This is a genomic window from Pseudomonas sp. 2957 (assembly GCF_031456345.1).
Taxonomy (GTDB): Bacteria; Pseudomonadota; Gammaproteobacteria; order Pseudomonadales; family Pseudomonadaceae; genus Aquipseudomonas; species Aquipseudomonas siliginis.
Window position 1 is genome coordinate 134011 of the sequence record NZ_JAVDUL010000003.1, and the last position, 24176, is coordinate 158186.

General features: G+C 51.8%; 16 protein-coding genes and 1 pseudogene. 11 read left to right on the forward strand and 6 right to left on the reverse strand.

The window, feature by feature from the left end:
* The first annotated feature begins 2 nt into the window (after positions 1–2).
* From eat to J2Y39_RS11075, 3 genes are all read left to right on the forward strand, one after another.
* On the forward strand, positions 3–1367 hold the full coding sequence (gene eat / locus J2Y39_RS11065) for an ethanolamine permease (protein ID WP_016770900.1): 1365 nt from the start codon (positions 3–5) through the stop codon (positions 1365–1367).
* Positions 1368–1588: 221 nt separating this feature from the next.
* Positions 1589–1756, forward strand: coding sequence for a DUF2897 family protein (locus J2Y39_RS11070; protein WP_016770901.1), 168 nt, complete (start codon positions 1589–1591; stop codon positions 1754–1756).
* Between the two features lie 137 nt (positions 1757–1893).
* Positions 1894–2451, forward strand: coding sequence for a TetR/AcrR family transcriptional regulator (locus J2Y39_RS11075; RefSeq protein ID WP_041478311.1), 558 nt, complete (start codon positions 1894–1896; stop codon positions 2449–2451).
* Here J2Y39_RS11075 and fabF read toward each other — a convergent pair.
* The 3 genes and pseudogenes from fabF to J2Y39_RS11090 form a co-directional block, all read right to left on the reverse strand.
* Positions 2448–3722, reverse strand: a complete 1275-nt coding sequence (gene fabF / locus J2Y39_RS11080; protein WP_310217543.1) for a beta-ketoacyl-ACP synthase II — start codon at positions 3720–3722, stop codon at positions 2448–2450. The genes J2Y39_RS11075 and fabF overlap by 4 nt on opposite strands.
* A gap of 205 nt (positions 3723–3927) precedes the next feature.
* The gene (locus J2Y39_RS11085) at positions 3928–4263 is read right to left on the reverse strand and encodes a helix-hairpin-helix domain-containing protein (protein WP_150637814.1); all 336 of its coding nucleotides are present in this window, start codon (positions 4261–4263) and stop codon (positions 3928–3930) included.
* Between the two features lie 110 nt (positions 4264–4373).
* Positions 4374–4637: pseudogene (locus tag J2Y39_RS11090) on the reverse strand (polysaccharide biosynthesis protein); the annotation flags it as partial.
* A 402-nt stretch (positions 4638–5039) separates the two neighbouring features.
* On the opposite strand from J2Y39_RS11090, the gene J2Y39_RS11095 reads away from it, so the two are divergent.
* On the forward strand, positions 5040–5978 hold the full coding sequence (locus J2Y39_RS11095; RefSeq protein WP_100847748.1) for an NAD-dependent epimerase/dehydratase family protein: 939 nt from the start codon (positions 5040–5042) through the stop codon (positions 5976–5978).
* A 416-nt stretch (positions 5979–6394) separates the two neighbouring features.
* Here J2Y39_RS11095 and J2Y39_RS11100 read toward each other — a convergent pair whose 3' ends face one another.
* Positions 6395–8389: a nucleoside-diphosphate sugar epimerase/dehydratase gene (locus J2Y39_RS11100; protein WP_236168448.1), complete on the reverse strand. Its 1995-nt coding sequence runs from the start codon at positions 8387–8389 to the stop codon at positions 6395–6397.
* 1298 nt (positions 8390–9687) lie between these two features.
* On the opposite strand from J2Y39_RS11100, the gene J2Y39_RS11105 reads away from it, so the two are divergent.
* From J2Y39_RS11105 to J2Y39_RS11135, 7 genes are all read left to right on the forward strand, one after another.
* Complete coding sequence (locus J2Y39_RS11105) at positions 9688–10536, forward strand: ABC transporter permease (RefSeq protein WP_236168544.1); 849 nt, start codon at positions 9688–9690, stop codon at positions 10534–10536.
* Positions 10526–11848, forward strand: a complete 1323-nt coding sequence (locus J2Y39_RS11110; protein WP_100847746.1) for an ABC transporter ATP-binding protein — start codon at positions 10526–10528, stop codon at positions 11846–11848. The genes J2Y39_RS11105 and J2Y39_RS11110 overlap by 11 nt, the downstream gene beginning before the upstream one ends.
* Before the next feature lie 11 nt (positions 11849–11859).
* Positions 11860–12978, forward strand: a complete 1119-nt coding sequence (locus J2Y39_RS11115; RefSeq protein WP_100847745.1) for a bifunctional 2-polyprenyl-6-hydroxyphenol methylase/3-demethylubiquinol 3-O-methyltransferase UbiG — start codon at positions 11860–11862, stop codon at positions 12976–12978.
* Positions 12978–15023 carry a glycosyltransferase gene (locus tag J2Y39_RS11120; protein WP_236168447.1) on the forward strand — a complete coding sequence of 682 codons (2046 nt, stop codon included), beginning with the start codon at positions 12978–12980 and terminating at the stop codon, positions 15021–15023. Before J2Y39_RS11115 ends, J2Y39_RS11120 begins: the two co-directional genes overlap by 1 nt.
* Positions 15024–15191: 168 nt before the next feature.
* A complete protein-coding gene (locus J2Y39_RS11125; protein WP_310217557.1) occupies positions 15192–16487 on the forward strand; it encodes a hypothetical protein in 1296 nt (431 codons plus the stop codon).
* A 43-nt stretch (positions 16488–16530) separates the two neighbouring features.
* Complete coding sequence (locus J2Y39_RS11130) at positions 16531–17727, forward strand: glycosyltransferase (protein ID WP_236168445.1); 1197 nt, start codon at positions 16531–16533, stop codon at positions 17725–17727.
* Positions 17724–19754, forward strand: a complete 2031-nt coding sequence (locus J2Y39_RS11135; RefSeq protein WP_310217562.1) for an HAD family hydrolase — start codon at positions 17724–17726, stop codon at positions 19752–19754. The genes J2Y39_RS11130 and J2Y39_RS11135 overlap by 4 nt, the downstream gene beginning before the upstream one ends.
* A gap of 258 nt (positions 19755–20012) precedes the next feature.
* On the opposite strand, the gene J2Y39_RS11140 is transcribed toward J2Y39_RS11135, so the two are convergent.
* Complete coding sequence (locus tag J2Y39_RS11140) at positions 20013–21707, reverse strand: acyltransferase (RefSeq protein WP_236168443.1); 1695 nt, start codon at positions 21705–21707, stop codon at positions 20013–20015.
* Between the two features lie 321 nt (positions 21708–22028).
* Positions 22029–24170, reverse strand: a complete 2142-nt coding sequence (locus J2Y39_RS11145; protein WP_236168442.1) for a glycosyltransferase family 2 protein — start codon at positions 24168–24170, stop codon at positions 22029–22031.
* Positions 24171–24176: the final 6 nt, after the last annotated feature.

Below are 24176 nucleotides of genomic sequence, written 5' to 3' on the forward strand. Positions count from 1 at the left end.
GCATGAACACACAACTCAAACCCACGCTGGGCACGTTGCACCTGTGGGGTATTGCCGTGGGGCTGGTGATTTCCGGGGAATATTTCGGCTGGAGTTACGGCTGGGGCGTGGCCGGTACGCTGGGTTTTCTGGTGACCTCATTCATGGTCGCGACCATGTACACCTGCTTTATCTTCAGCTTTACCGAACTGACCACCGCGATTCCCCATGCCGGCGGGCCGTTTGCCTACAGCCGCCGCGCGTTTGGCGAAAAAGGCGGATTGATCGCCGGACTGGCCACACTGATCGAATTCGTCTTCGCCCCGCCAGCGATTGCCTTGGCGATTGGCGCGTATCTCAATGTGCAATTTCCGGCACTCGACCCGAAACACGCGGCGGTCGGGGCGTACATCGTGTTCATGGGCCTGAACATTCTCGGGGTGAAACTGGCCGCGACGTTCGAGCTGATCGTCTGCGTGCTGGCGGTGGCTGAGTTGCTGGTGTTCATGGGCGTGGTCGCGCCGGCGTTCAGCTTCAGCAACTTCGCGCTGAATGGTTGGGCCGGTTCCGACGTCTTCGGCGCGCCGGCAATTGCCGGGATGTTCGCGGCAATTCCATTTGCAATCTGGTTCTTCCTCGCCATCGAAGGCGCCGCCATGGCCGCCGAGGAAGCCAAGGACCCGAAACGCACGATCCCAAAAGCCTACATAAGCGGCATCCTGACGCTGGTGCTGCTGGCAATGGGCGTGATGTTCTTCGCTGGCGGCGTCGGCGACTGGCGCACCTTGTCCAACATCAACGACCCACTGCCGCAGGCGATGAAAACCGTGGTCGGCGACAACTCCGGCTGGCTGCACATGCTGGTCTGGATCGGCCTGTTCGGCCTGGTCGCCAGTTTCCACGGCATCATCCTTGGTTATTCGCGGCAATTCTTCGCCCTCGCCCGCGCCGGTTACCTGCCCGCCTCATTGGCAAAACTGTCGCGCTTCCAGACCCCGCACCGCGCAATCATCGCTGGCGGCCTTATCGGCATCGCGGCGATCTACAGCGACGGTCTGATCAACCTCGGCGGCATGACACTCACCGCCGCGATGATCACCATGGCCGTGTTCGGCGCCATCGTGATGTACATCATGAGCATGCTCAGCCTGTTCAAACTGCGTAAATCGGAACCGAATCTGGAGCGTACTTTCCGCGCGCCGTGCTATCCGCTGGTTCCGCTGATCGCGCTGGTGCTGGCGGTGGTTTGCCTGGTGGCGATGGCGTGGTTCAACACACTGATCGGGCTGATTTTCCTCGGTTTCATGGCGGTGGGGTTCTGCTACTTCATGCTCACCGGGCAACTGCGCGCCGATGCGCCGGCGGATGCCATGCTCACAGGCCTGTAACGACTCGTCCCCTGTAGGAGCTGACGAGTGAAACGAGGCTGCGATCTTTGCTTTTCAAGATCAAAAGATCGCAGCCTTCGGCAGCTCCTACAGGAATTTCGGATGCACCGGGTGCAAGCGGCCTAGAATGGAACCACTGCGAAGTCGTTTCGCTCAAAGGTGGTATGCAGCATCGCACGGCGAAGTCCTCGCCCGTCGAGCTGCCATTAAGGAGAGCCGTTATGCCCTGGTATGCCTGGTTGATTCTGGTCGTTGCGATCGGCTCGATTGTCGGCGGATTGATGATGTTGCGCGACACCGCCAACAAGGTCGAACTGACCGATGAAGAACGCAAGCGCGTCGCACAGCGCAATGCCGAAGCGGATGCCAAGGATGCGCAAGACCGCTGATACGAGCCCCGCCGCAATGGCGGGGTTAGTTTTTTCAGCACAATCGGACTTACCCGCAGGCTGTTTAGATTTTAGAAGTACAGTCACCATTTAATCTTCCGTGGTTAAGATGGCAGCATCGTCGCGGAGAGCTCCACATGCGTTACTCGCCAGATCACAAAGCCCAGACCCATCAACGCATCATCAAGGAGGCTTCCGCCCGATTTCGCAAGGACGGTATCGGCGGCACCGGCCTGCAGCCTTTGATGAAAGCCCTGGGCTTGACCCATGGCGGTTTCTACTCGCACTTCAAATCCAAGGAAGAGCTGGTCGAAAAAGCCCTGCAAGAGGCCGGCGAGCAAGTCGCGGGCCTGTGCGAAGAAATCTTCGCGCAGGAAAACCCTCTGCAAGTGTTCATCGACACCTACCTGTCAGAGTGGCATCAGACCTCGCCCGACGAAGGCTGCCCGCTGCTGACCATTTCCTCGGAGCTGGGCCTGCGCGGCCAACCAAGCCCCACCAGCGACGAAGTCCTCAATGCTCGCCTCGAACAAATTCAAGGCACGCTCGAAGGCGAGAACAGCGCCGATCGCAGCATTGTCATCATGGCCACCCTGGCTGGCGCATTGCTGCTGTCACGCAGCGTCGCGGATGCCGACTTCGCTCAGCGCATCCTCGACGTCACCCGCGAACATCTCAAGCAATCGAGCGATTAACCTTCCCAGCGTTTGAACAACACGCTCGCATTGACCCCGCCAAAACCAAAGCCGTTGGACAAGGCATATTCGATTGAAATGGAACGCGCCTCGCCATGCACGATGTCTACCCCTTCGCTCGCCGGATCCGGGTTTTCGAAGTTGAGCGTTGGTGGCACCACCTGATCACGAATCGCCAGCAGCGTGAAAATCGCCTCCAGCCCACCCGCCGCGCCGAGCAAATGACCGGTAGCAGATTTGGTCGAAGTCACGGCGATCTTGTTCTGCGTGCCAAACAACGCCTTGATCGCCGCCAACTCGCCCAGATCACCGACCGGCGTCGACGTCGCATGTGCGTTGAGATGCTGCACCTGCTCCGGCGTTACACCGCCCTGAGCCAGTGCCAATTGCATCGCCCGGCGAGCGCCACTGCCGTCCTCAGGTCCGGCGGTCAGGTGGTAGGCATCGGCCGTGGTGCCATAGCCGACCAGTTCGGCCAACGGCGTCGCACCGCGTGCCAGCGCATGCTCGAGCGATTCGATCACCAACAAACCAGCGCCCTCGCCCATCACGAAACCATCACGCCCACTGTCGAAGGGACGCGAAGCTTTTTCCGGGGTGTCGTTGTAGCCGCTGGACAACGCCCGCGCCGCCGCGAAACCGGCGAGACTGACGCGATCGATCGACGCCTCCGCACCGCCACATACAGCGATGTCCGCCTCCCCCGCCCTGATCAACCGCGCTGCATCGCCGATCGCCTGAACCCCGGCGGCACATGCGGTAACCGGAGCGCCCAACGGCCCTTTGAGGCCATGCTGGATCGAGACATGACCCGCCGCGAGATTGACCAGAAACGATGGAATGGTGAACGGCGACAAACGCCGAGGACCACGGCTGTCAGTGGTACGCACCGCATCGGCAATCGCACCGAAACCACCGACACCCGAGCCGATGATTGTTGCAGTGCGCTCCTGGCTTTCAGCGTCCGCCGGATGCCAGCCGGCCTGCTCCAGCGCCTGCCGCGCCGCTTCCATGGCAAACATGATGAAGCGATCCATCTTCTTCTGTTCCTTGGGCGGCGTCGCACGATCCGGATCAAACCCGGCCTCGGCATCCTCCTCCACCGTCGGCACACTGCCGCCGACCCGGGTCGGCAGATCAGCCACGACTGCATCTGGCAAGTTGCGCAACCCGGAACGACCGGCCAGCAAACGCTGCCAGACGATTTCAACATCACTGCCCAAGGGTGAAACCAGGCCCATGCCCGTGACGACGACTCGACGTTGGTTCATATCGTGGTTACCCCTTATCAATTCAAAATTCGACGTGCATCGGTGTGCTGCGATTCGGCTGCTGAATCAGACCCGAGCGAAATTATTATAGGCATAATCAAGACACAATATGATACCCGTAATTTTTAGCATTCAGACATCCACCAGATCGGCACCCAATAAAAAGGCCGGTCAATGACCGGCCTCTCGGCGTTGAACTGTCAGCTTAGTTCACTTCCAGCTTTTCACGATTGCGATCCAGAATCGCCTTACCAATCCCCTTCACTTCCAGCAACTCATCCACCGACGCGAACGGCCCATTAGTATCGCGATACGCAACAATCGCCTGAGCCTTCGCCTCACCCACACCCGCCAACTCCTTCTGCAACGTCGCCGCATCCGCGCCGTTGAGATCGACCTTCGCGCTTGCCGAGGGCGCAGCCGCATCCATCAGCAACGGCGCTTTTGTTGACTCGGTCGGCGCTACAGGCGCAGCAATCGCAGCAATCGAGGCGCTGGTGAGGAAAGCAAAAATCAGCGAGTAGAAATAACTGGTACGCATAAGTGACGCTCCATCATCGTTTGAGAAAGCAGCTTTTCCCAAGCTGCTCTCCAAACGTAGGTCATGATGGAGGGAAGTCAAAAATGCGAGCGTTACAGGATGTGAAATAATCAAGGTTCGAGGCGGCGTTGCTGGTAGATCCAGTCGACGATTTCGCCATCGGGGGTGTAGCCGGAGACGGTTTCGCGCAGGAGTTGGCGGACGCGGGTGTAATCATCTTGATCGACAGCGAACAGCAACTCTCTCAAGCGAACTTTGAGTACATCCCAAGGCAGATAGTCTTCATCGGCGCTCATGATCATCGGATGTTGGATGGCTGCCACGTCGACACCGATCAGCAACTCTTCATAGAGTTTTTTCCTGGGCGAAAAGCCTCGGACAGCGCCGACCAAAACACTATCATCCTGATCTCGACGCTGGCAGAGGCCTTAGCACCGTCGCACATGTCGAAATACCAAAACCTATCCCACTACATCGAGCGTTTTGAAAGGCATAGAGTGAGTAAGACGCTGCTCTACCAGCGCGTCAACACCGCACTGACATCAATCCTTCTAAACCGGAGAAAACGAACGCAAACGGACTGTTGAGCACAAACACAACTCGATTGCGTAGCGTCGTTATGGGACACTTACTCTCGCCGAGCATCAGGAAACCGTACAGCCTTACACCACCCAAGATCCACTGCATCTGGCTCCGCTCGCAAAAACTGCGTATTTCAGGGCACAAATTGTGTTCACAGCACAACACCCCCGACATCATTCAATAGGTTTACCATCATGGCTAACGCCCCTATTTTAATCACCGGCGGCGCCGGTTTTATTGGCTCCCATCTGACCGATGCTTTGCTCGCCAAAGGCTACGCAGTGCGAATTCTCGACGACTTGTCCACCGGAAAACGCAGCAACCTGCCGCAAGAAAACCCATACGTCGAATTTGTCGAGGGCGATGTAGCCAATGCCGCCCTGGTTGCTCGGGTCATGATTGGTTGTCGGGCAGTTGTGCACTTAGCGGCAGTGGCTTCGGTCCAAGCCTCAGTAGACGATCCTGTACGCACCCACCAGAGTAACTTCATAGGTAGCTTGAACGTCTGCGAAGCTATGCGCCAAGCGGAAGTCAAACGCGTGGTATTTGCCTCCAGTGCAGCGGTTTACGGCAACAATGGAGAAGGACAGGCTATCGACGAGGAGACACCTAAGGCGCCGTTAACACCCTATGCCTCGGACAAACTGGCGAGCGAGTATTACTTCGACTTCTACCGACGCCAGCATGCTCTTGAGCCGGTGGTGTTCCGTTTTTTCAATATCTTTGGCCCACGCCAAGACCCTTCGTCACCGTACTCGGGGGTGATTAGTATTTTCAGCGAGCGGGCACATAAAGGTCTACCCATTACAGTCTTCGGCGACGGCGAACAAACCCGAGACTTTGTTTATGTGGAAGATTTAGTAAAGGTGTTGGTGCAAGCCATCGAAGCGCCGCAGGTCGAAGTGGGCGCAATCAACGTCGGAATGAATCAAGCCACCACACTCAATCAGATGTTGGAAACATTGGCCGAAGTAGTCGGAGAACTGCCACCAGTGAGCTATGGTTCAGCGCGCTCCGGAGATATTCGCCACTCACGGGCAAATAACCAACGACTACTTGAAAGATTTCAGCTCCCCGAGCAGACACCAATGAAGGTTGGATTAGCCCGACTGTTGGGCACAGAGACTAGCTGAACTCTTAAAGAATACTGACACCAGATCACGTAGTAACTTAGCTCCTGATGCTTTTCAAGGCAACGGCTCCACCTCTTCATATTTGCACGGTGACGATAAGGAGCGTGGACACCCTGCATCGCGCATGCAAATAAGCTGATATTCAGAAGTGGAAGATATAAAAAAGAGTGATTTGGTTGAATAGAGTCGCCTTGCACTCAGACAATGACGAAAATACCCTACACAATTCGATACTGTGTATTTTCTTTAATCATGACTGTTGCAGGGCGCCCATAAGATCCGCGCTCACTGAGTTCAAATAACAACTTTAGTTACTTGACCGACGTCAACTTTGTCACGCCCCCCCCTTGAGGCTTAGCAACCCATCCATCGACGTAAAAAGCCCGCCGCCCTCAAGGCACGCCGTATATTTGGGGTCAGGGTTCGAGGCGACGCTGCTGGTAAATCCAGTCGACGATATCGCCATCTGGTGTGTAGCCACTGACTGTCTCGCGCAGCAACTGACGAACCCGGGAATAGTCATCCAGCTCAACGGCAACAAGCAGCTCAGTCAGCCTAGCCTTGAGTACATCCCAAGGCAGATGATCTTCATTGGCACTCATGATCATTGGATGCGGGGTTGCTGCCACGTTGTCACCAATCAGCAACTCTTCGTAAAGCTTTTCGCCTGGGCGCAGGCCGGTGAATTCGATTGAGATATCACCGTGAAGATTTTTTTCAGAGCGAACGCTCAAACCCGAAAGGTGAATCATCTTCTCCGCCAGCTCGACAATCTTAACCGGCTCGCCCATATCGAGCACAAACACGTCACCGCCCTGCCCCATCGATCCTGCCTGAATTACCAGCTGCGCCGCCTCGGGGATGGTCATGAAATAACGGGTGATTTTCGGATGGGTGACCGTCAACGGCCCACCCGATTTGATCTGCTTATGGAACAGAGGAATCACTGAGCCGGAAGAACCCAGCACATTGCCAAACCGGACCATAGTGAATCGGGTTTTATTTACCCGCGATACGTTAACCTTATCGCCGAAAAATACCGGCGCAATCTCCCGACTCAGAGCCTGAAGGATCAATTCGGCCAGCCGCTTGGTGCTACCCATTACATTGGTGGGGCGCACCGCCTTGTCTGTGGAAATCAGTACAAAGTTCGCAACACTTGCCTGCAATGCAGCCTGAGCGGTATTGAGGGTCCCAATAACATTATTCAGCACGCCTTCGGCGATATTGTGTTCAACCATGGGAACGTGTTTGTACGCTGCTGCGTGATAGACCGTGTCCACATTCCAAGTCTTCATTACATCAAAGAGCTTATTGGGATTACGAATGGAACCCAAGATAGGCAATAACCGGACAGACAGTGATTCACGGGCAATACGCTGCTCAAGCTCGAACAAGATACTGTAAAGATTGAACTCACTATGCTCGAACAACAAAAGCGTGGTCGGACCAATGGAAAAAATCTGCCGGCACAATTCCGAACCAATCGACCCACCGGCTCCTGTAACCATCACCGTCTTACCCTTGATACAGCGCGCCAGCAGATCAGGTTGCGCCGGAATCGAATCGCGCCCCAGCAAATCGGCGATATCAACCTCCTGGATGTCATCGACCGTCACCCGGCCACTCGCCAGATCGGTAAAGTTCGGCACACTGCGAACGTGAAGCGGAAAGCCTTCCAGAAGATCGAGAATCTCCCGACGTCGCGCTCGAGTAGAAGACGGCAGGGCTAGAAGAATCTCCTCCGCCCCCGTCACATCAATCATTTGCTGAATATGCTTGGGCTTGTAAACCTGTAAGCCAGCAATCGAACGATCCGTAATGCTTGTATCATCGTCAATGAAAGCGACAGGCCGCATAACCCGGCCCATACGCAGAGCAGCAACAAGTTGATTGCCCGCAACACCGGCTCCATAGATGGCCACCTTGGTCAGCCCATTGTCACGATTGGTGAACGGGACATGCTGGGCGGCGGTGAACCAGTCACCCATAAAATATTGGCGCATACAAAGACGCAGCCCGCCAATTATGACGAGGCTCAACCACCAGTAGTTGAAAATAATGGAACGTGGCACCACGGCTTCGTGATTGCTGTACCAATAGACAACGACCGCGAGGAGCAGTGATGAGAGGCTGACGGCCTTGATGATTGCAATCAACGCGTCATTACCAAAGTAACGCATAACCGCTCGGTACATACCGAAGCGGACAAAGAGAGGGACGGCCACCACTGGCGCGCACACGAAGAGCCAGAAATGGACCTTTAGGGGATTGTACATGTCGTCGATGCCCAGACGAACGATGAAGGCAAGCCATAGCGCAAACCAAACCAGCACCGTATCAGTGGCCACCTGTAACAATCTTTTTTGCCTACGAGGCAGACCCAGTAAAAAAAATCTAAATTTGTCCATAAGTATTTGACCTGCCAAGCCTGTCCCTTATCACTGGTTCTGATACGTCATTGTACATAAACACCTCCCCTCATCACCTTAAAACTGACGATAGAGACTGTCCAAAGATCAATGATCGCACACCATACGTATGCATGCCTGCGGGACACTCAACAACTAAGGCCGCTAGCAAAATTAATCCTTCGCCAAGCTGACTCAGGCAGAGGATCACAAAACCACTTGCACGTCTATATGAGGAGCTTCGCCGACAACATGTTTGCGACACCCGCAATAGCAGATCAGCTCACGCTCGGGGCATTCGCGGATGGCCTTGATAAACAGCACGCCTACCGAAACGGCCTGCGCTTGCCGTGCCCAGCCGACGTGACGACCTCCTCATCGGCCTGTTCAGCAACAGGTATCAGCGATGCTTCGACCTCGCTAAAGAGCGCCATTTGGGGTGTTACCAATTCATCGGTGCCCCCCATCTACAGCCGAACAAGTGCTGACGTAACAGCGTATTCTGCTCTTCGAGATCAGCGACCTTACGCTCAGTGCGAGGGCTATTGAAAAAAACGAAAAATGCCAGGTTGAACACGGCTGCTTCAAGTTTCCAGCTCAGCCAGGGCGACGAGACCGTCGATGGATTTTCGGAAGCCGACTGGCTTGAGGTAGAAACAAACCGTTTCACTGTGGCCCAGGCCGCGTGGCGAGGCGCTGCTTCCCTACAGAAAATCGGGTGCCCGCATCGAAGATCAGGCCTCGTTTTGAATGTGGCGGATCATGGACGGTTACGAATAATTTAGGGGTTATACGACTTAATTCGAGGGTGTTACACTTGCGTCCATACGTTTGGATTCTGTCGCCTCCAAGGGGCGAATGCAGCCTCCGGCAGGATCTTTTCAGAGAAAGCAAACCCTATCCAAGGCGCCAATCACTCTCTGCACCGACACTGGCAAGAGCTTTCTGGTGGATCCACTCAAATCATTTGCTACCCACGCCCCTTCAATCGCGAGATTTTAGCGCTTGTTGCGTAAAACAGGGGGACCCAGTTCCTCAGCGAGTGCTTATGGAGACCTACAACATTTTCCGCAGCAAAGCGTCATGCCCTCTCGGCGACCAATCCTTGAAAAAAAAATTGGCTCTGTGATTCGCTTATACTAAGCCGCGCTGGGATGGCAAGGTGGCTCGCGATGTCGACCTGGCATTTGCAAGCAAACAATCAGATTGGTGTGCTGAACTCTGCACTGAAACTATGCACGCAGATTATTGACGCAGGCAGAGCACCCCCCCAAAGGATTCAAAAAGTGAGTGTATCGATGCAAAAGGCAACACCGGTCAACCCACATAGCAAGCATTCAGTTTCTCCGGTCACCTTGATTTCGTGTTTGTGGCGCAATCGTCGACTCATTCTGCAAATGACAAAGAGAGAGGTAATCGGACGGTACCGAGGGTCGATGCTGGGTTTGGCATGGTCTTTTTTTAACCCGGTACTGATGTTGTTGGTATACACCTTCTTTTTCGCAGTGGTGTTCAAATCGCGCTGGGGCACGGGCGGGACTGATAGCAAGACTGATTTCGCCGTTATATTATTCGTAGGCATGATCGTTCACGGTTTATTTTCAGAAATCTTGAATCGATCTCCAAGAGTGATCCTGGACAATGCGAATTACGTCAAAAAAGTTGTATTCCCTATTGAAATACTTCCGGCTATCAGTATTGGCGTAGCACTTTTCCATGCGACAGTAAGCCTTGCTGTTCTACTGATCGCCTTCTTGATTTTCAACGGTTTTATTCAATGGACCGCTGTATTTATACCATTGGTAATATTGCCACTCATCATACTCTCGCTAGGGGCGGCCTGGTTTCTCGCTTCACTGGGCGTGTATTTACGCGACGTGGCTCAAACCATTGGTCTTTTCACTACCGTGCTCATGTTTCTTTCCCCAGTTTTCTACCCTGCCACATCATTGCCTGAGGCCGTACGTCCATGGTTGATGATTAACCCGCTCACCTTCATTATTGAGCAAGCACGGGAAGTGATGATATGGGGGAGACTCCCAAACTTTCAGGGCTTGGCGGTTTACACACTCTGCGCAGTCAGCATTGCATGGCTAGGCTATATCTGGTTCCAGAAGACAAGAAAGGGGTTTGCTGATGTCCTCTAATGACTTGGCAATTTCGGTTGCGGGCGTATCAAAGATTTATCATCTTTATGAAAAACCACAAGACCGACTGAAGCAAATACTCTGGAAAGGCGCTACCAATCCCAGCGATGAGTTCTGGGCGCTGCGGGATATCAACTTTGATGTCAAGAAAGGGGAAACGGTCGGTATTGTGGGGCGCAACGGCTCTGGGAAATCCACACTGTTGCAGATCATCTGCGGGACGCTTACTCCTTCGCACGGTCACGTAGAGCGGCAAGGTCGTTTGTCAGCTTTGCTTGAACTCGGCTCTGGTTTCAACCCGGAGTTTACAGGGCGTGAAAACGTTTATCTGAGCGCGTCGATTCTTGGATTATCAAAAGAAGAAATTGATAATCGATTTGATAAAATTGCCGGCTTTGCTGACATCGGGCAGTTTATCGACAGCCCTGTAAAACACTACTCGAGCGGTATGTTTGCCAGGCTTGCATTCTCGGTATCTGTTCACGTTGAACCCGAAATATTGATCGTCGATGAAATTCTTGCAGTCGGTGATGCGGCATTCCAGCGACGTTGCCTGTCGAAATTTTACGAAATACGTGATCGGGGTTGTACTATCCTTTTTGTATCCCACGACCAGTATCAAGTTAAATCGGTGTGCGAACGAGCGCTGTACCTGAAAGAAGGCCGACAAGTCATGTTCGGGCCTGCACCTAGAGTCATTGATCAATACATGATCGAAATGGAGGCCCAGGTTGCTCAAAGTACCACTGCAGCATTTGCAGCCACACTCGCAGCAGCGGCCATCGATGAAAGTCACCAAACCTGCGACTCAGATGCCGACAAACAAAAAAGTGTCGCCCTTAAAGCGACTCCAAGTGATAACGAATCTGCGGATCAGCTGTTTAAAATTACGGATGTACGCCTGACGGATACTGAGGGCACGGCACTGGAAACCGTGACAACCGGGCAATCTGTAAGTGTGTGTTTCGATTTCGTCGCACTGGTTGACACACCGCCGGAAGAGATCAGTTTCGTCTTCAATCTCTACAGACATGATGAACTGTATCTCTGTGGTGCTACCACACTGATGGACAAAATCCCGGCCTACCGCTCTTCGAGCGCAGGAACTGTATCGATTGACTTTGCAGATCTGCCTCTGCTGAGCGGTCAGTACAAGTGGCGGGTAGCGATTAACGACAATGTTGGATTCATTACTTACGCAGAAGCAAAAAATGCGTGTTCATTCCGTGTTGAAGATAACTTCAAGGCGGTTGGCATGCTGAGCCTTCCGCGGCAGTGGAATTTTCAACCAAACGATCTCAACAGTATTTGAATAGGCCACAAATGGAACGGTTAGATATCAACTCTGCTCCAGAGAGAGCGAACATAGAAGCGTCAATCCATTTCGCAAGATACTCGGTTGCCACGCCCTTTGTTAAAAACAAGCGAGTCCTGGATATCGCCTGTGGCGAGGGTTATGGCAGTTACCTCTTAAAGCAGGCTGGAGCCGAAGAGGTCGTCGGCGTAGATGTGTTCGTCGATGCAGTGAATCGCGCTACTCGTTCGTTTGGTGGTACTGGGATCGAGTTTACTGCGGCTGACGCGACAACCATCGAAGACAAGTTTCCGCCCGAATATTTTGACGTAATCGTTTCGTGTGAAACAATTGAGCACATTGAAGATCCGGCAGCCTATTTACAATCACTGAAACGCGTCGCAAAGAAAGACGCGATCATTATCATTAGTTGCCCAAATGACTATTGGTATTTCCCGGAAGAACATCAGCGCAACCCGTACCACTTGCGCAAATACCGATTCGAAGAGTTTCAACATCTCGCCAGCAGCGTACTGGGAGACAACGTTAACTGGAGCATAGGCACCGCGGTCTTTGGATTCGGCTCAACGTCGCTAGATATCGAGCGAGACTATGAAACTGTCCCTGATAGCTGGATGAAATACAACTCAGTCCAAGGTGCATACCTTGTAAATGGTGGTGAAAAACCGGAATTTAATACTGAGAACTGCAGCTATTATTTCGGCATCTGGAATGCACCTGAAATCACTAATGGTGCTGCTATTTTCCCGATTAGTATGGACGCGTATGCGCGCATGGTTCATGCAATGGATGGCACATTGCTTGTGGACGAACGATTGAAGGTGGACACTCTCCATCAGGGTTTGACAGCCCTTCAAATGGAAGCTGATACGCTTAAGGCGGACTTGAGAAAAACACGTCTTAACTATCAGGCAACGCTGGCGGAAAACGAACTGGTAAAAGAAAGATTACATGTGTTCAATTCCACTCAGCTTGCGCTTCAGGCCGAAGTGGCAAGAGTGACCGCAGAACGTGATCAAATGCGAGTCGGTTATGACCGTTATCTCCGTTTGGGTGGACTGGTTCCTCGCCATGCTCGATCGCTGATAAAAAAGGCCTTCAGAATTGTTCGCGGGAACCCTAACTAATGAAAGTTCTAGGGCTGGATATCATCCCGGGGCTTTCGCGCGGGCTCTACGTTTATGACAATGCGCACGCGCTTCTGGCGTCTGATGCCTGGCGGGAGACGGGGCCGAACATCGGCAGTAGTGGCGAGAACCTAACGATCTCTTTCCTTTCGATGAACCGCTCGTCGCTATCGATCAAGCTGCTCAAGTCCATTGAAGAGTTCTTGCCGCATTTCGCCGGTGAAGTGCTGATCATCGATAACGGCTCTTCGGCAGAAGAAATCGAGCGGATGCGCGAGGCGTGCAAAACGCTATCTTTCCGCACCCGTATTGTTGAGCTTGGGCAAAATTTCGGTGTTTCAGGCGGCCGTAATAGAACCATTCCACACGTCACGACGGAATGGCTGATGTGTCTGGACAACGATATCTACTTCACGATGAATCCGCTAAAGCAGATTCAGAATGATCTAGCAGTTCTTGGCTGTCATTTCATGAGCCTTCCCTTGCTGGACCCAGATGGTCAAACAATCTTCGCCAGGGGCGGTCACGTTTATGTGTCCTATGAGGAGGGCGAACTTCATATCGGTGCAGGAAGCGCATCCCTGCAGACAAAAATACAGGACGTTATCAGTCAGCCGTTCCTCGGGACTTTCCTGTTTGGTGGTGCTTGCGTCGTTAACAAGGACACGTTCGCTCGTGTCGGTAGTTATGACGAGGGTATGTTTGTTGGCTTCGAGGATATCGATTTTTCGGTACGCCTGTTCCAGCAGGGCTACAAAGTCGGTTGCGCATCGGTATGCGCTTTGGTGCATGACCACCCGATGCCTGATTCAGACGCTGATCGCAACTATGAAAAAGAACGTTTTTCTCGCGGTGTTCTTCACAAGTCTGCGATGCATCTTGAGGCAAAACACGGTTTCAAGATCTGGGGTGATGCAGTAGACCACTGGGTCCAGTCACGGCACGATGAACTGGGGCTCAACAATGAAGCCGATCACATTTCCGCTCCCGTAAAGGTGGTATCGGCAGAGCATGAAAAGACGAAAATCGCACTGATCATCGATACGGATAACTGGGCGTTTGGAAATATCGCCCGGCAACTGGAACGCTATTTGAGTGAGCAGTTTGATTTCGTTGTGATACCGATGGATATCATCGATAACATCGACAAAATATTCATGATGACCGAAGACTGTGACATTGTGCACTTCTTCTGGAGAGAACATTTAACACTCATTGGCACGCCGTATTACAGAAGTTATGTTGAAAGCCTTGGCATGCCATATGAGCTGTTCCATGAGCGCTTTATTGCCACTAAAAAGCTCAGCACAAGTGTTTACGACCACCTGCTTCTGGAAGAAGACGAACTCAGTGGCCGCGCCCATCTTTTTACCGAGATAGTCGCAGGCTACACCGTAGGCTCTGAAAAGTTAAACAGCATTTATTCCGAAGTAAGCGGCTATCCCGAACCCACCCGAGTAATCGAGGATGGTGTCGACCTGACAAAATTCATGCCCATGAATATTGAACGCCTTCGAGAAGTCGGTCAGCGTGAGCTGGTCATTGGCTGGGTTGGAAACAGTAAGTGGGCGGCAGAGCTCGAAGACTTCAAAGGCGTGAATTCGATCCTCAAGCCAGCAATTGAGCAACTTCAACAAGAAGGTTTTTCTGTAAAAAGCCTGTTCGCTGACCGACAGGATCAATTCATTCCCCATGACCAGATGCCTAACTACTACTCAAAGATCGACGTCTATGTATGTACGTCGAAGATAGAAGGTACGCCTAACCCGGTTCTGGAATCGATGGCCTGCGGGGTACCGGTTATCAGTACTGATGTCGGCATCGTGCCGCAGGCTTTCGGTGAGTTGCAGAAAGCCTTTATCTTGCCTGAGAGAACGGTTGAAGCGCTCAAGGACAGTATCCGCAAGCTCGTCGAAGAGCCTGCGTTGCTGACTCGGCTTTCAACAGAAAACATTGAAAGAATCAAAGAGTGGGACTGGTCTATAAAGGCTGCGAAGTTTGGTCAGTACTTTGAAAGCCTTACGGAGATCGACAGCCGTACTTGAAAGCGGGGATGCCGCAGGCTCGAATCAGCCTGCGGCATGCAAAACGGTTTGAGCGTAGGTTGGCGCAGTCATTCCAGTACCGCAGTCTACCGGATGAACCTGCCTTATCCGCTATCACACCCCTCAAAACGCTAATCGACATCGATCCCACTACACGGAATATATGCAGTGAAAAAACCTCCATCGGCGACGAGTGACATCAGAGGAGCTAGCTTTGAAGGAAAATCTGATTCGTTCGAACTTTTCGGAGAAATGGCAGACACGCTCCTGTATTGGGTGAGCGAACTGCATCGCAAACTCATCGAGAACGGCGTCAAGCAGGTTTTCTTTCTCTCCAGAGAGGGACAACCGCTCAAGCAAATGTTCGACTGCTACTGCGTTCGCGTGGGTGTCCCGATTCAGAGCCGTTATCTGGAGGTTTCTCGCAGATCAACGCTGCTGCCTTCTCTGAATGCGTTGAGCGAAGAGCGGTTCGAAACGCTTTTCAGGCAATATCGGCGAATGTCGCTGCTGCAGTTTCTCTCGAGCCTTGGGCTGGATGAGTTCTGTACAGAGTTGTCGACCTTGCTGGGCCTGACGACTGAACAGTCGAATCAAAGACAGGAGGACTTTCCCGAAAGCGACCTCTTCTCCCAACTTAAGGCGTTGCCGCGATTCATTGCGGTATATGACGAGCAACGGCTGAGTCGTCGAAAGGCATTTGGGCAGTATCTTTCGACCCTCTCGGAAGGTGATGTTCCCGAAAACCTTGTGGTCGTGGATGTCGGCTGGAAGGGCACGATTCAGGACAACCTTTACGCACTGTTGTGCAAGGGAGCGGCATCGCCAGTCAAATCAGTTACGGGATACTACATCGGGCTTATTGCGCCAGGGGCGGCAGGTTCTGCGAACGCCAAACACGGCCTTCTATTTTCCTCCATTGCAGGCCGTACATCGCGATTTCATGTCTTTAATGAAAATCGCGCCCTGTTCGAAATTCTTTTGGCAGCAGATCATGGTTCAGCGGCCAGCTACCAAATAGACACTAATGGTAGGGCTAGTGCTGTCCATGACACGTTCCATGAGCAAGAGATGCTGGAAGCTCTGGTGTTTCCTGTTCAGCGTCATATCTTCGCTCGTTACAACCAGTTGCTGGAAGCCATGACACTGCAAGCCGGTACGCAGTCGCTACGTCTTGAGCAAATCGCTCGCAGACACGCGCGCTTGGTTTTCCAACCTTCACAGTCCGAGATCGACTGGTTTTCTTCAGTATTTCATGTTGAAAACTACGGTGTGTTTGAGCGCTCTTTCTTTACCGGTGCGCACAAGGTCCCGAGCTTTTCTGATAGGTTGAAGTTCATGCTCACCGTCCTGAGGCGCAACGGACGAGGATTGCTTGGGTTCTGGCCATGGAAGAAGCTCGATGAGCGGGTTGGCCGCCCAATAGCCAACTTATATGGATTAATCCGCTATTTTCAGAAGTAATCATAAATTGAACGATAGAAGAATTTGTTTTCTCGTAGGCTCGATGGCTATTAGCGGTGGCACATACGTCATCATTCAACATGCCAGCTACCTGCGTAATCATGGATATGACGTAACGCTGGCGGTTCAGGAACCTTTTTCGGCGGCGACGCTTTCCTGGCACGACGAAGCGCCGAAGCTCCGTTGCCTGCCCATAGAAGAAGCCAAGCAAGAGTCTTTCGACCTGGTTATCGCCACATGGTGGAAAACTGCTTTTGAACTTGGCAATTTCGACGCCAGAAGGTATGCGTATTTCGTACAGTCGATCGAGTCCAGGTTTTATCCTGAATCGGAAGGGCCATTGCGTGCTTTGGTTGACGCTACCTACCACTTTCCAATCGAATACGTGACTGAAGCTACGTGGATCCAGCATTACTTGAAAGACGATTTCAATCGGGATACCACTCTGGTACGCAACGGTGTTCGCAAGGATGTGTACTCACAAAAGGGTGTCGCAAGCGCTCCTCGCCCTACTGATGCGCAACCCAGAATTCTGGTAGAGGGACATTTTGGTGTCTCATTCAAAAATACGGCCTTGGGTGTTCGATTAGCCAGAGAGGCCGGTGCGAAAGACATCTGGGTACTGACGGGCTCCCCCATCAAGTGGCTTCCCGGGGTCTCGCGGGTGTTTTCCCGGGTGCCCATGGTCAAGACTGCCGAAATTTATCGCTCTTGCGATATTTTGATCAAGCTCAGTACGGTTGAAGGAATGTTTGGTCCGCCGCTTGAGCTGTTTCACTGTGGCGGCACCGCCGTAGTTTTTGATGTTTCCGGACATGACGAATATATCGTTAATGGAAAAAATGCGGTCGTTGTCTCCACTGGCGACACTGACGGCGTCGTCAAAGCCCTAAAAAAACTCATATGCGACCGTACGGAGCTTTCTCGGCTTCAGGAAGGGGCGCGCCAGACGGCCGACATTTGGCCTTCCTGGCATGAATCTTCGGCTCTTTTCTGCGAATGGGTAGAGAAGAGTTTGGAAGGTCCGCTCATGGAAAAATCTATTTTTACAGAGCTGACTGTAAAAGCGTTCAACGAGTACTCCGTTCAGGAAAAGCAGCGTCTCAATTCAAATCGCTGGGTCGTTCGCCGTCATAAACTCAGTGGACTTGCCGCCAAACTCCCCGCATGGCTCAAGCTTCGGATCAAACAGCTGGAAGCAGTGGGTGAAGTGATTTTTGGTGGGCGAGAAGTACGATGATCTACAAAATCAAGACGGTTGATGTCTGGGACACCTTGCTTAGAAGAGATTGCCACCCTGAATGCATCAAGCTGGCGACTGCTGCTCATGTATTTTTCGAGCTGTTTGGTCACTTCAAACCGCTGTACACGGGCTACTGGGATATCTATCAGGCACGGGTGGATACAGAAGCCCGTCTTGCGCGGACAGCTCGAGAAGCAAACAAGGACGAAGAGTACGAAATCGTTCACGTATTCAAGGAATGGCTGGAGACAATTCTGCTCTCTCCCTTCGATGAGAGTCTGCCCCAGCGTTTTGCCGACTATGAGCTTTCAGTAGAAGTGCGCCGTACTTTCCAGGATCCGGATATCGAAGAATTTCTCAAGCAGCACTCTGCCGAAAGAACGATATTCCTGTCTGATTTCTACATGACCTCTGACATGCTCAAACACTTGCTCGAGCAGAAGGGGCTCAGTCATCTCTTTGAGGATGGCTTGAGTTCGTGTGACGTGGGCTTGAATAAGCGTTCAGGAACGCTGTTCAAGCATGTGCACGAGGTCTATGGGATCACTCCTCACGAACATGTGCATGTAGGCGATCATCCTTGGTCGGATGTAGAGTCCCCGGCGCAGCTGGGCGTTACCGGCATTTCATTCGTGCCGGATTCTCACGCGGCCAGGGAAGAGCGAGAGAGCCTGTTTGCTTCGCGTGAGGCGCTGTTCCAGCATCTTCGACAGCTCAGTATCCAAGCAGTGGAGTCGTCAATACCCGCGCGGCAAAAGACCGAAGCGGCAGCGTTTCGTTTCGGAGCAGAGGCCGCTCCACTGTTCTTGGGCTTTGTCTTGTGGATTGCCGAGCAGGCGGTCGCTGAGCGTCTGGATCGAGTCTTTTTTCTTACCCGAGAAGGCGAATTTTTTCGCCGTATATACGAAATTGTCTTTCCAGATCAGACGCTTTTTGGGCATCAATTGCCAGCATATGCGGAGCTTGAGGTCAGTCGACTTTCTACGTTCGTCGCTTCAATGGAAGAAGTCTCGAATGACGAGTTCAATCGTATTTGGCGCCTGAACCGCTCGCAAAAGGTTTCCGGGCTGTTTTCCTCGCTGGGTCTGGAACACGCGGACTTTGCTGACCTTTTATCTGAGGTTGGGTTAGAGGCCTCGGACGTTATTGAGCGCCCTGATGAAAACGAGTTATTAAGCAAGCTGATCCGGGCGCCGGCATTCACGGCTGCCGTAAACAAAAAGACACTGGAACAACGTGAGCTATTGAACGAATACCTTACAGAAAAAGGTATTTCCCAGAACGACAAAGTCGGCCTGGTTGATATTGGCTGGCGCGGGACAATCCAGGACAATCTTGCGCGGATAAAGCCCGCGACACACTTTCACGGAATGTATCTCGGTCTGCGAAAGATGCTAAATCCCCAAGCGTCGAATGTTTCAAAGCGTGCCTACGGTGCTGATGAGCAGGCTGATGCTGATACAGGCAAGCTGTTTGAAGCGTTTGCTGTACTCGAAATGCTGTGCACATCAAACATGGGCAGCACCGAGAAGTACGTAAGGTCGCAAGGCAAGGTTACTGCGTATCGCAACGTCTCAGCTGAGGAAAACAGTTCCCACAGTGAATTTTCGGTTCACTTCCAAGAGGGCGTCGCACTGGCTGCCCAAATATGGGGACCCTACCTGGAGCGTTACGTGGTGGGCTCCGCAGAACTGCGTGCGTCGGCTGTGCATGTCTGGAAAAAACTCAGTGTCAATCCGGATGCTGACTTGGCAAAGATCTTCATCCATACACCTCAACACGACGTTTTTGGCTTCGGTGATATCTTCCAGAAGAATCAGGCTCCGGCACTATCAACGATCTTTCTTTCCCCATTCAGTAGCACTTCGCGTCGACAGGTGATGGACTACATCCGTCGAGTTCAATGGACCTCCGGAATCAAGCATCTCAATGGAATTGGTCCCGTGCACAAGACCGTGCTTATTGCACTCTTCACGGTGGCCAACGCAGTCAAACGTTATCGGATGAAATCTCGCAGGCAGTAGCTTGCCTCCGACTTTGGCGTCGATTCGCACGATGCTGGCTCCTGATGAAAATCGGGAGCGCAAAATCAGGTTCCAACTAAATACTGTGCTCCCGATCCCCTCAGGAGCCAGTTCGCCATCATCCGCGCTTTTTGTAAATACTCGATGAAACAATAATGATAAGTTGGAGTCATCAATTCATCGTCTTGGTTGACCGGTCAAGATAAGCGAAATACGCAGACAGGTTTCCGAAAGAGGTAATCTGTCCAGAACGTCCAATCACTTGACGCTTTCCCGTTCGTTCTGTTGGAGCAAAGATAGCTCCGCCGGGGAGGGCATGGCGTACTTTTTCTTGAGATTAAAGAATGGCTTCTCAATAATTCCGTAAGTCAGCATTGAGAAGATCACGATGGCGGGAACCGTTAGAAAGGCAGTCTGTGCAAGGACATCAGCCAACCCACCGGGTGCCTGCCCAATGCGAACGAAATGGGAATTAGTGAATGGAATCACGACGTAGTGCATGCAATACATAGAGAAGCTAAGCTGACCTAAGCGCGCTAGGCTTACATTGATAGCTTCAGGGATCCGAATTCGTGCATGCGAGTAGCTGACGATCAGGGTAGCCCACATCACCGCCTCGATGGATGGCCAAAACGCCATCACCCAGGACTGATCAATTCCGATTAGACCTTTTTGTCCGCAGAAAATACTCATTACAACGGCCGCACTTGCGACTGCAGCAACAAGCCATGCAGTTGTTATCCTACTATCGGCCAAATATTGCTTGGTCAAAAAGGCCGCAACCATACCGATAATAAACTGATCAATGCGTCCTAGCAGGGTCATGTAAGCCACATTGGTCACTGAACCCATCTTCGTCCACATAAGATATTTGAAGAATATTGTGAGTACCAGAAGCCCTACGATGTACCTCGGACCAATTTTATCTAGAAACAAGACAAGAAATGGGAAAATTAAGTAAAATTGAAACTCTACCGCAATTGTCCATAGGTGGGCAAACATGGGAAGCTTTACGTCTTGTAGAGCATTCACAAATGGAAAAAATAAACTGAGCGCCTGCGCAAAAGAATAGTTCAGACTCCACCCACACAGCATTATCAAGACGCACAGTATATACAGCGGATAGATTCGTATAACTCTATTTTTTATAAAGTCAAAATAATTTATTTCTTTGCCTGAAGCAATTTTCGTAAGCAGATAACCGCTAAGAACCATGAACAGCCCAACACCCATATGCCCCTGTTCGACGAGCCCTAATAGTGGATTATAGGTGCTATGACCAAGACCAAAGTTATCGGTAAAACAGTGATAAAAAATCACCATTGCGGCGGCCAAAAAACGGAGATGGTCAAGGCGGGAGTCATACTTTAGGTTCTTAGAGCCGACAGGCCGATCCACCACTGTCAAGAGAGCGCCATCAACGCGGAGAACGCGATGAATGATAAGCATCATACAAGCCAGCAGTGTAAAAAAAACAACCACCACGAAAGGAACGAATATACCCTTGGACTTTAGCAGCAGTTCATGACCAGAGATTGATACCCTCGATTCAGATTTACTATAAAGATCGACTTTACTTTTCGATGCGCCGATTTTTATTGATGCATGGCCCGACCAATCGGTTTTGACAAACTCTAGGCCTGGACTGGTAGAAGGCACTTCCAAAGTAAGAGGGCCATATGGAGGAATGTAGGAAACCAACCTGTTTTCACGGGCCTCCCATCCGGAAGGCACTGCGCCATCCATGTACTGAGGCCTTTCAATCCACACCTCTGCCCCCTTTGAGTCGGCAGATTTCGTTCCTGTTGCCTGTAATTCGATTACGGAGGTTTGGACTCCGAATAGAGCCACCACAATAAACGGTAATAATTTTGAGGTCAGCAGGTAGGCAATAGGCAGCGATAGAAAGAGTGCCCACAAGCTGCGCTCTCCGACAGGAACGTGTTTTTGCACGATAGGTGACCAATCCGTTATGTTTTTTTGTCAGCGCACATGATAGCACTGGACCACTAATATTTTCGCTGGAGAAAACCAACGCCTATCACATTGCAACATCTGCTGCCGTCCCTCCCGAACACCCGCCCAGTTGCCAGCGTTTTTGTGCCTGAGTTCAACACAGGATGGGACGCTACCAAACCATCGGTTCACTGCATATCGTCGCGTTTATTGCCTCTAAACGCCGGAGCCAGTGAAGCCGATTGAACTGGGAGCGCCTGAGTGCGCGGGCTTTACCTTGGCAAGGCAGAGGCTATGATCAGAACCAGTCGCGCTGTATCAACCCGCCCTCATCGCCCTGACAGCAACGCGTCGAGAAATCTCGGCAATTGCAAAGAACGCCAATATCAACGCACAGAAATAGGCGTAATACAGATATCGATAATCAGCAGAAGGGGCAATGAGTACGTGAGGTAATACAAAGGCTATCGCGGACCCTCCCAGGCTGAAAACCAGCACTCTGTTCCACTTGAGACAAACCAGGACCCCCATAGCTGCCATCAGAACGACCAGATAAATCCATGGAAAAAATATCCAGGGATTAGTACCTGTTTGAGACGCAAGCCAAGCTGAGAATTTGTTACCTTGAAAACTGAGGCCATAAGGGTTATCGACTGTGGTGGGGCTCGCAACAACTGCAGTAGTCGATTCCCCCCAACGGAGCAGGGCTGAAAAATTTTCCAACCGATGAACCAGATAAACGCTTGGATACTCAGATACAGCGTCAATCCAACGTTGATTCAACTCAGATAACTTAGCCGCATCAGTGGTGAGCATGCTTCCAAATGCGTCATAAAACAGCGCATTATTTCCTCCAGGCTTGTACAAAAGCTTCAACTGACTCTGCGTATCGCCCACACGCTCCGAAATGTAACGAGGCATTAGGTTCTTTCCAACTTTTACAGAGATCCCCAGCAAATCATAGGTCTGAGAATATTGAAACGGGTGCTCTTTTATGATGCGCTCTTTTGGAACTATAAGCAGCGCTCCAGTCGCACTGACAAGCGTAATAACCAAAGCAAGCCCCCCTTGAGTTACCCGGTTTGTATTTTTCCAGCCTTCTGCATATACCCAAAACCCAAACAGGAAAGGCATTACAACCAACGCATTTGTTTTCACACCAAATGCAAATACTCCCAGAATCAAAATTCCAGCGCGCTCAACCCACGAACACTTTCTTGATTGAACGTAGACATTGATAACTATTGCCCATGCAAAAAATATTGCGCAGGCGAAAACAACATCTTTCCATAACTGGCCGAGTGGAAAAAGCAAGCCCGGCCAAAAACCTATTAGGGGCAAAAGGTAAGAAAAACGTCCGACCCAACGCCGACTGGCAATAGCAAGAAGACACCAAGCCCCCCAGTACAGAGCAAGATTTTGTATCAGAAACAACGCAGGCCCCGAGTATAGAGAATCAAGATGGCGCCACCACCAAGCCATTAATACCGGATGCCAATCGTGATAAACGTCATTTTTTGCATGGCCATACTGAGCCACGGAGTCCGGGCTCATCCAACCAGGAAAAAACGCCAGCACACTAAACAGAAAACCAATAAAGCATACAAGAGCTATTGGCCAAGCACTGGGCAAGAGCTTCCTTTCAGTACCGGGTACGTTGTAAGCCCCCATGCATGAGAACAACAAGGTTTTCAGAACTTTCAGATTCCCTCGAACGGCGCTGATTTTGGTCGGAACCTCACCTTCGGGATAGATACGACTAGTGGACAACTCCAGGCATCGATACCCCATTTGCGGTACTCGATGCGAGAGGTAAGCCAACAACTCGTATTCTCGGAAAGCATCGCGGAACGGGCTGATTGCCGGATCCAGCAGCATTTTACGGCTATACGCCCGAAAACCCTGGGTCGTATCTGTCCATGGAAAACCTGAGCTGAACGACAATGCCGGAGCGTGGATCAATCGAATGGCCAGGTCGCGCGACTTTGGCGTGTTCACTGCCACACCTCCCGGCAAGAAACGAGAAGCCTGCACAAAATCGACTCCTTGTTTCAAGGCGTCAATAAAGCGCGGGATGGCAACCGGATCATCCTTATCATTACCGTCGATGCTGACAATGCCTTCATAACCCTGATCCAGGGCAAATGCATAGGCGCAACGCAACTGCGAGCTCAACTTGCCCGGGCCAGTTTTCACCAGAAGACCGCTGACGCCCTTATCCTGTAGAGCCTGCAACTCAAGAGAACCATCCGTGCTACCACCGTCGACAATGATGATATCGGCAATGTCAGAAATTTTTGCCTCTGCCATCTTGGCAATCAGGTTCCTGATGCGATCGCCTTCGTTAATGACGGGAATAACCACGCACCAGGGATGTTTACGCCCAAGCCACAGTGGAGTATCAAAAGAAGGAACCTGCCAGGTGCTGCGCACAGCTGAATCAATATCAGAAGCGGTCATTATTTC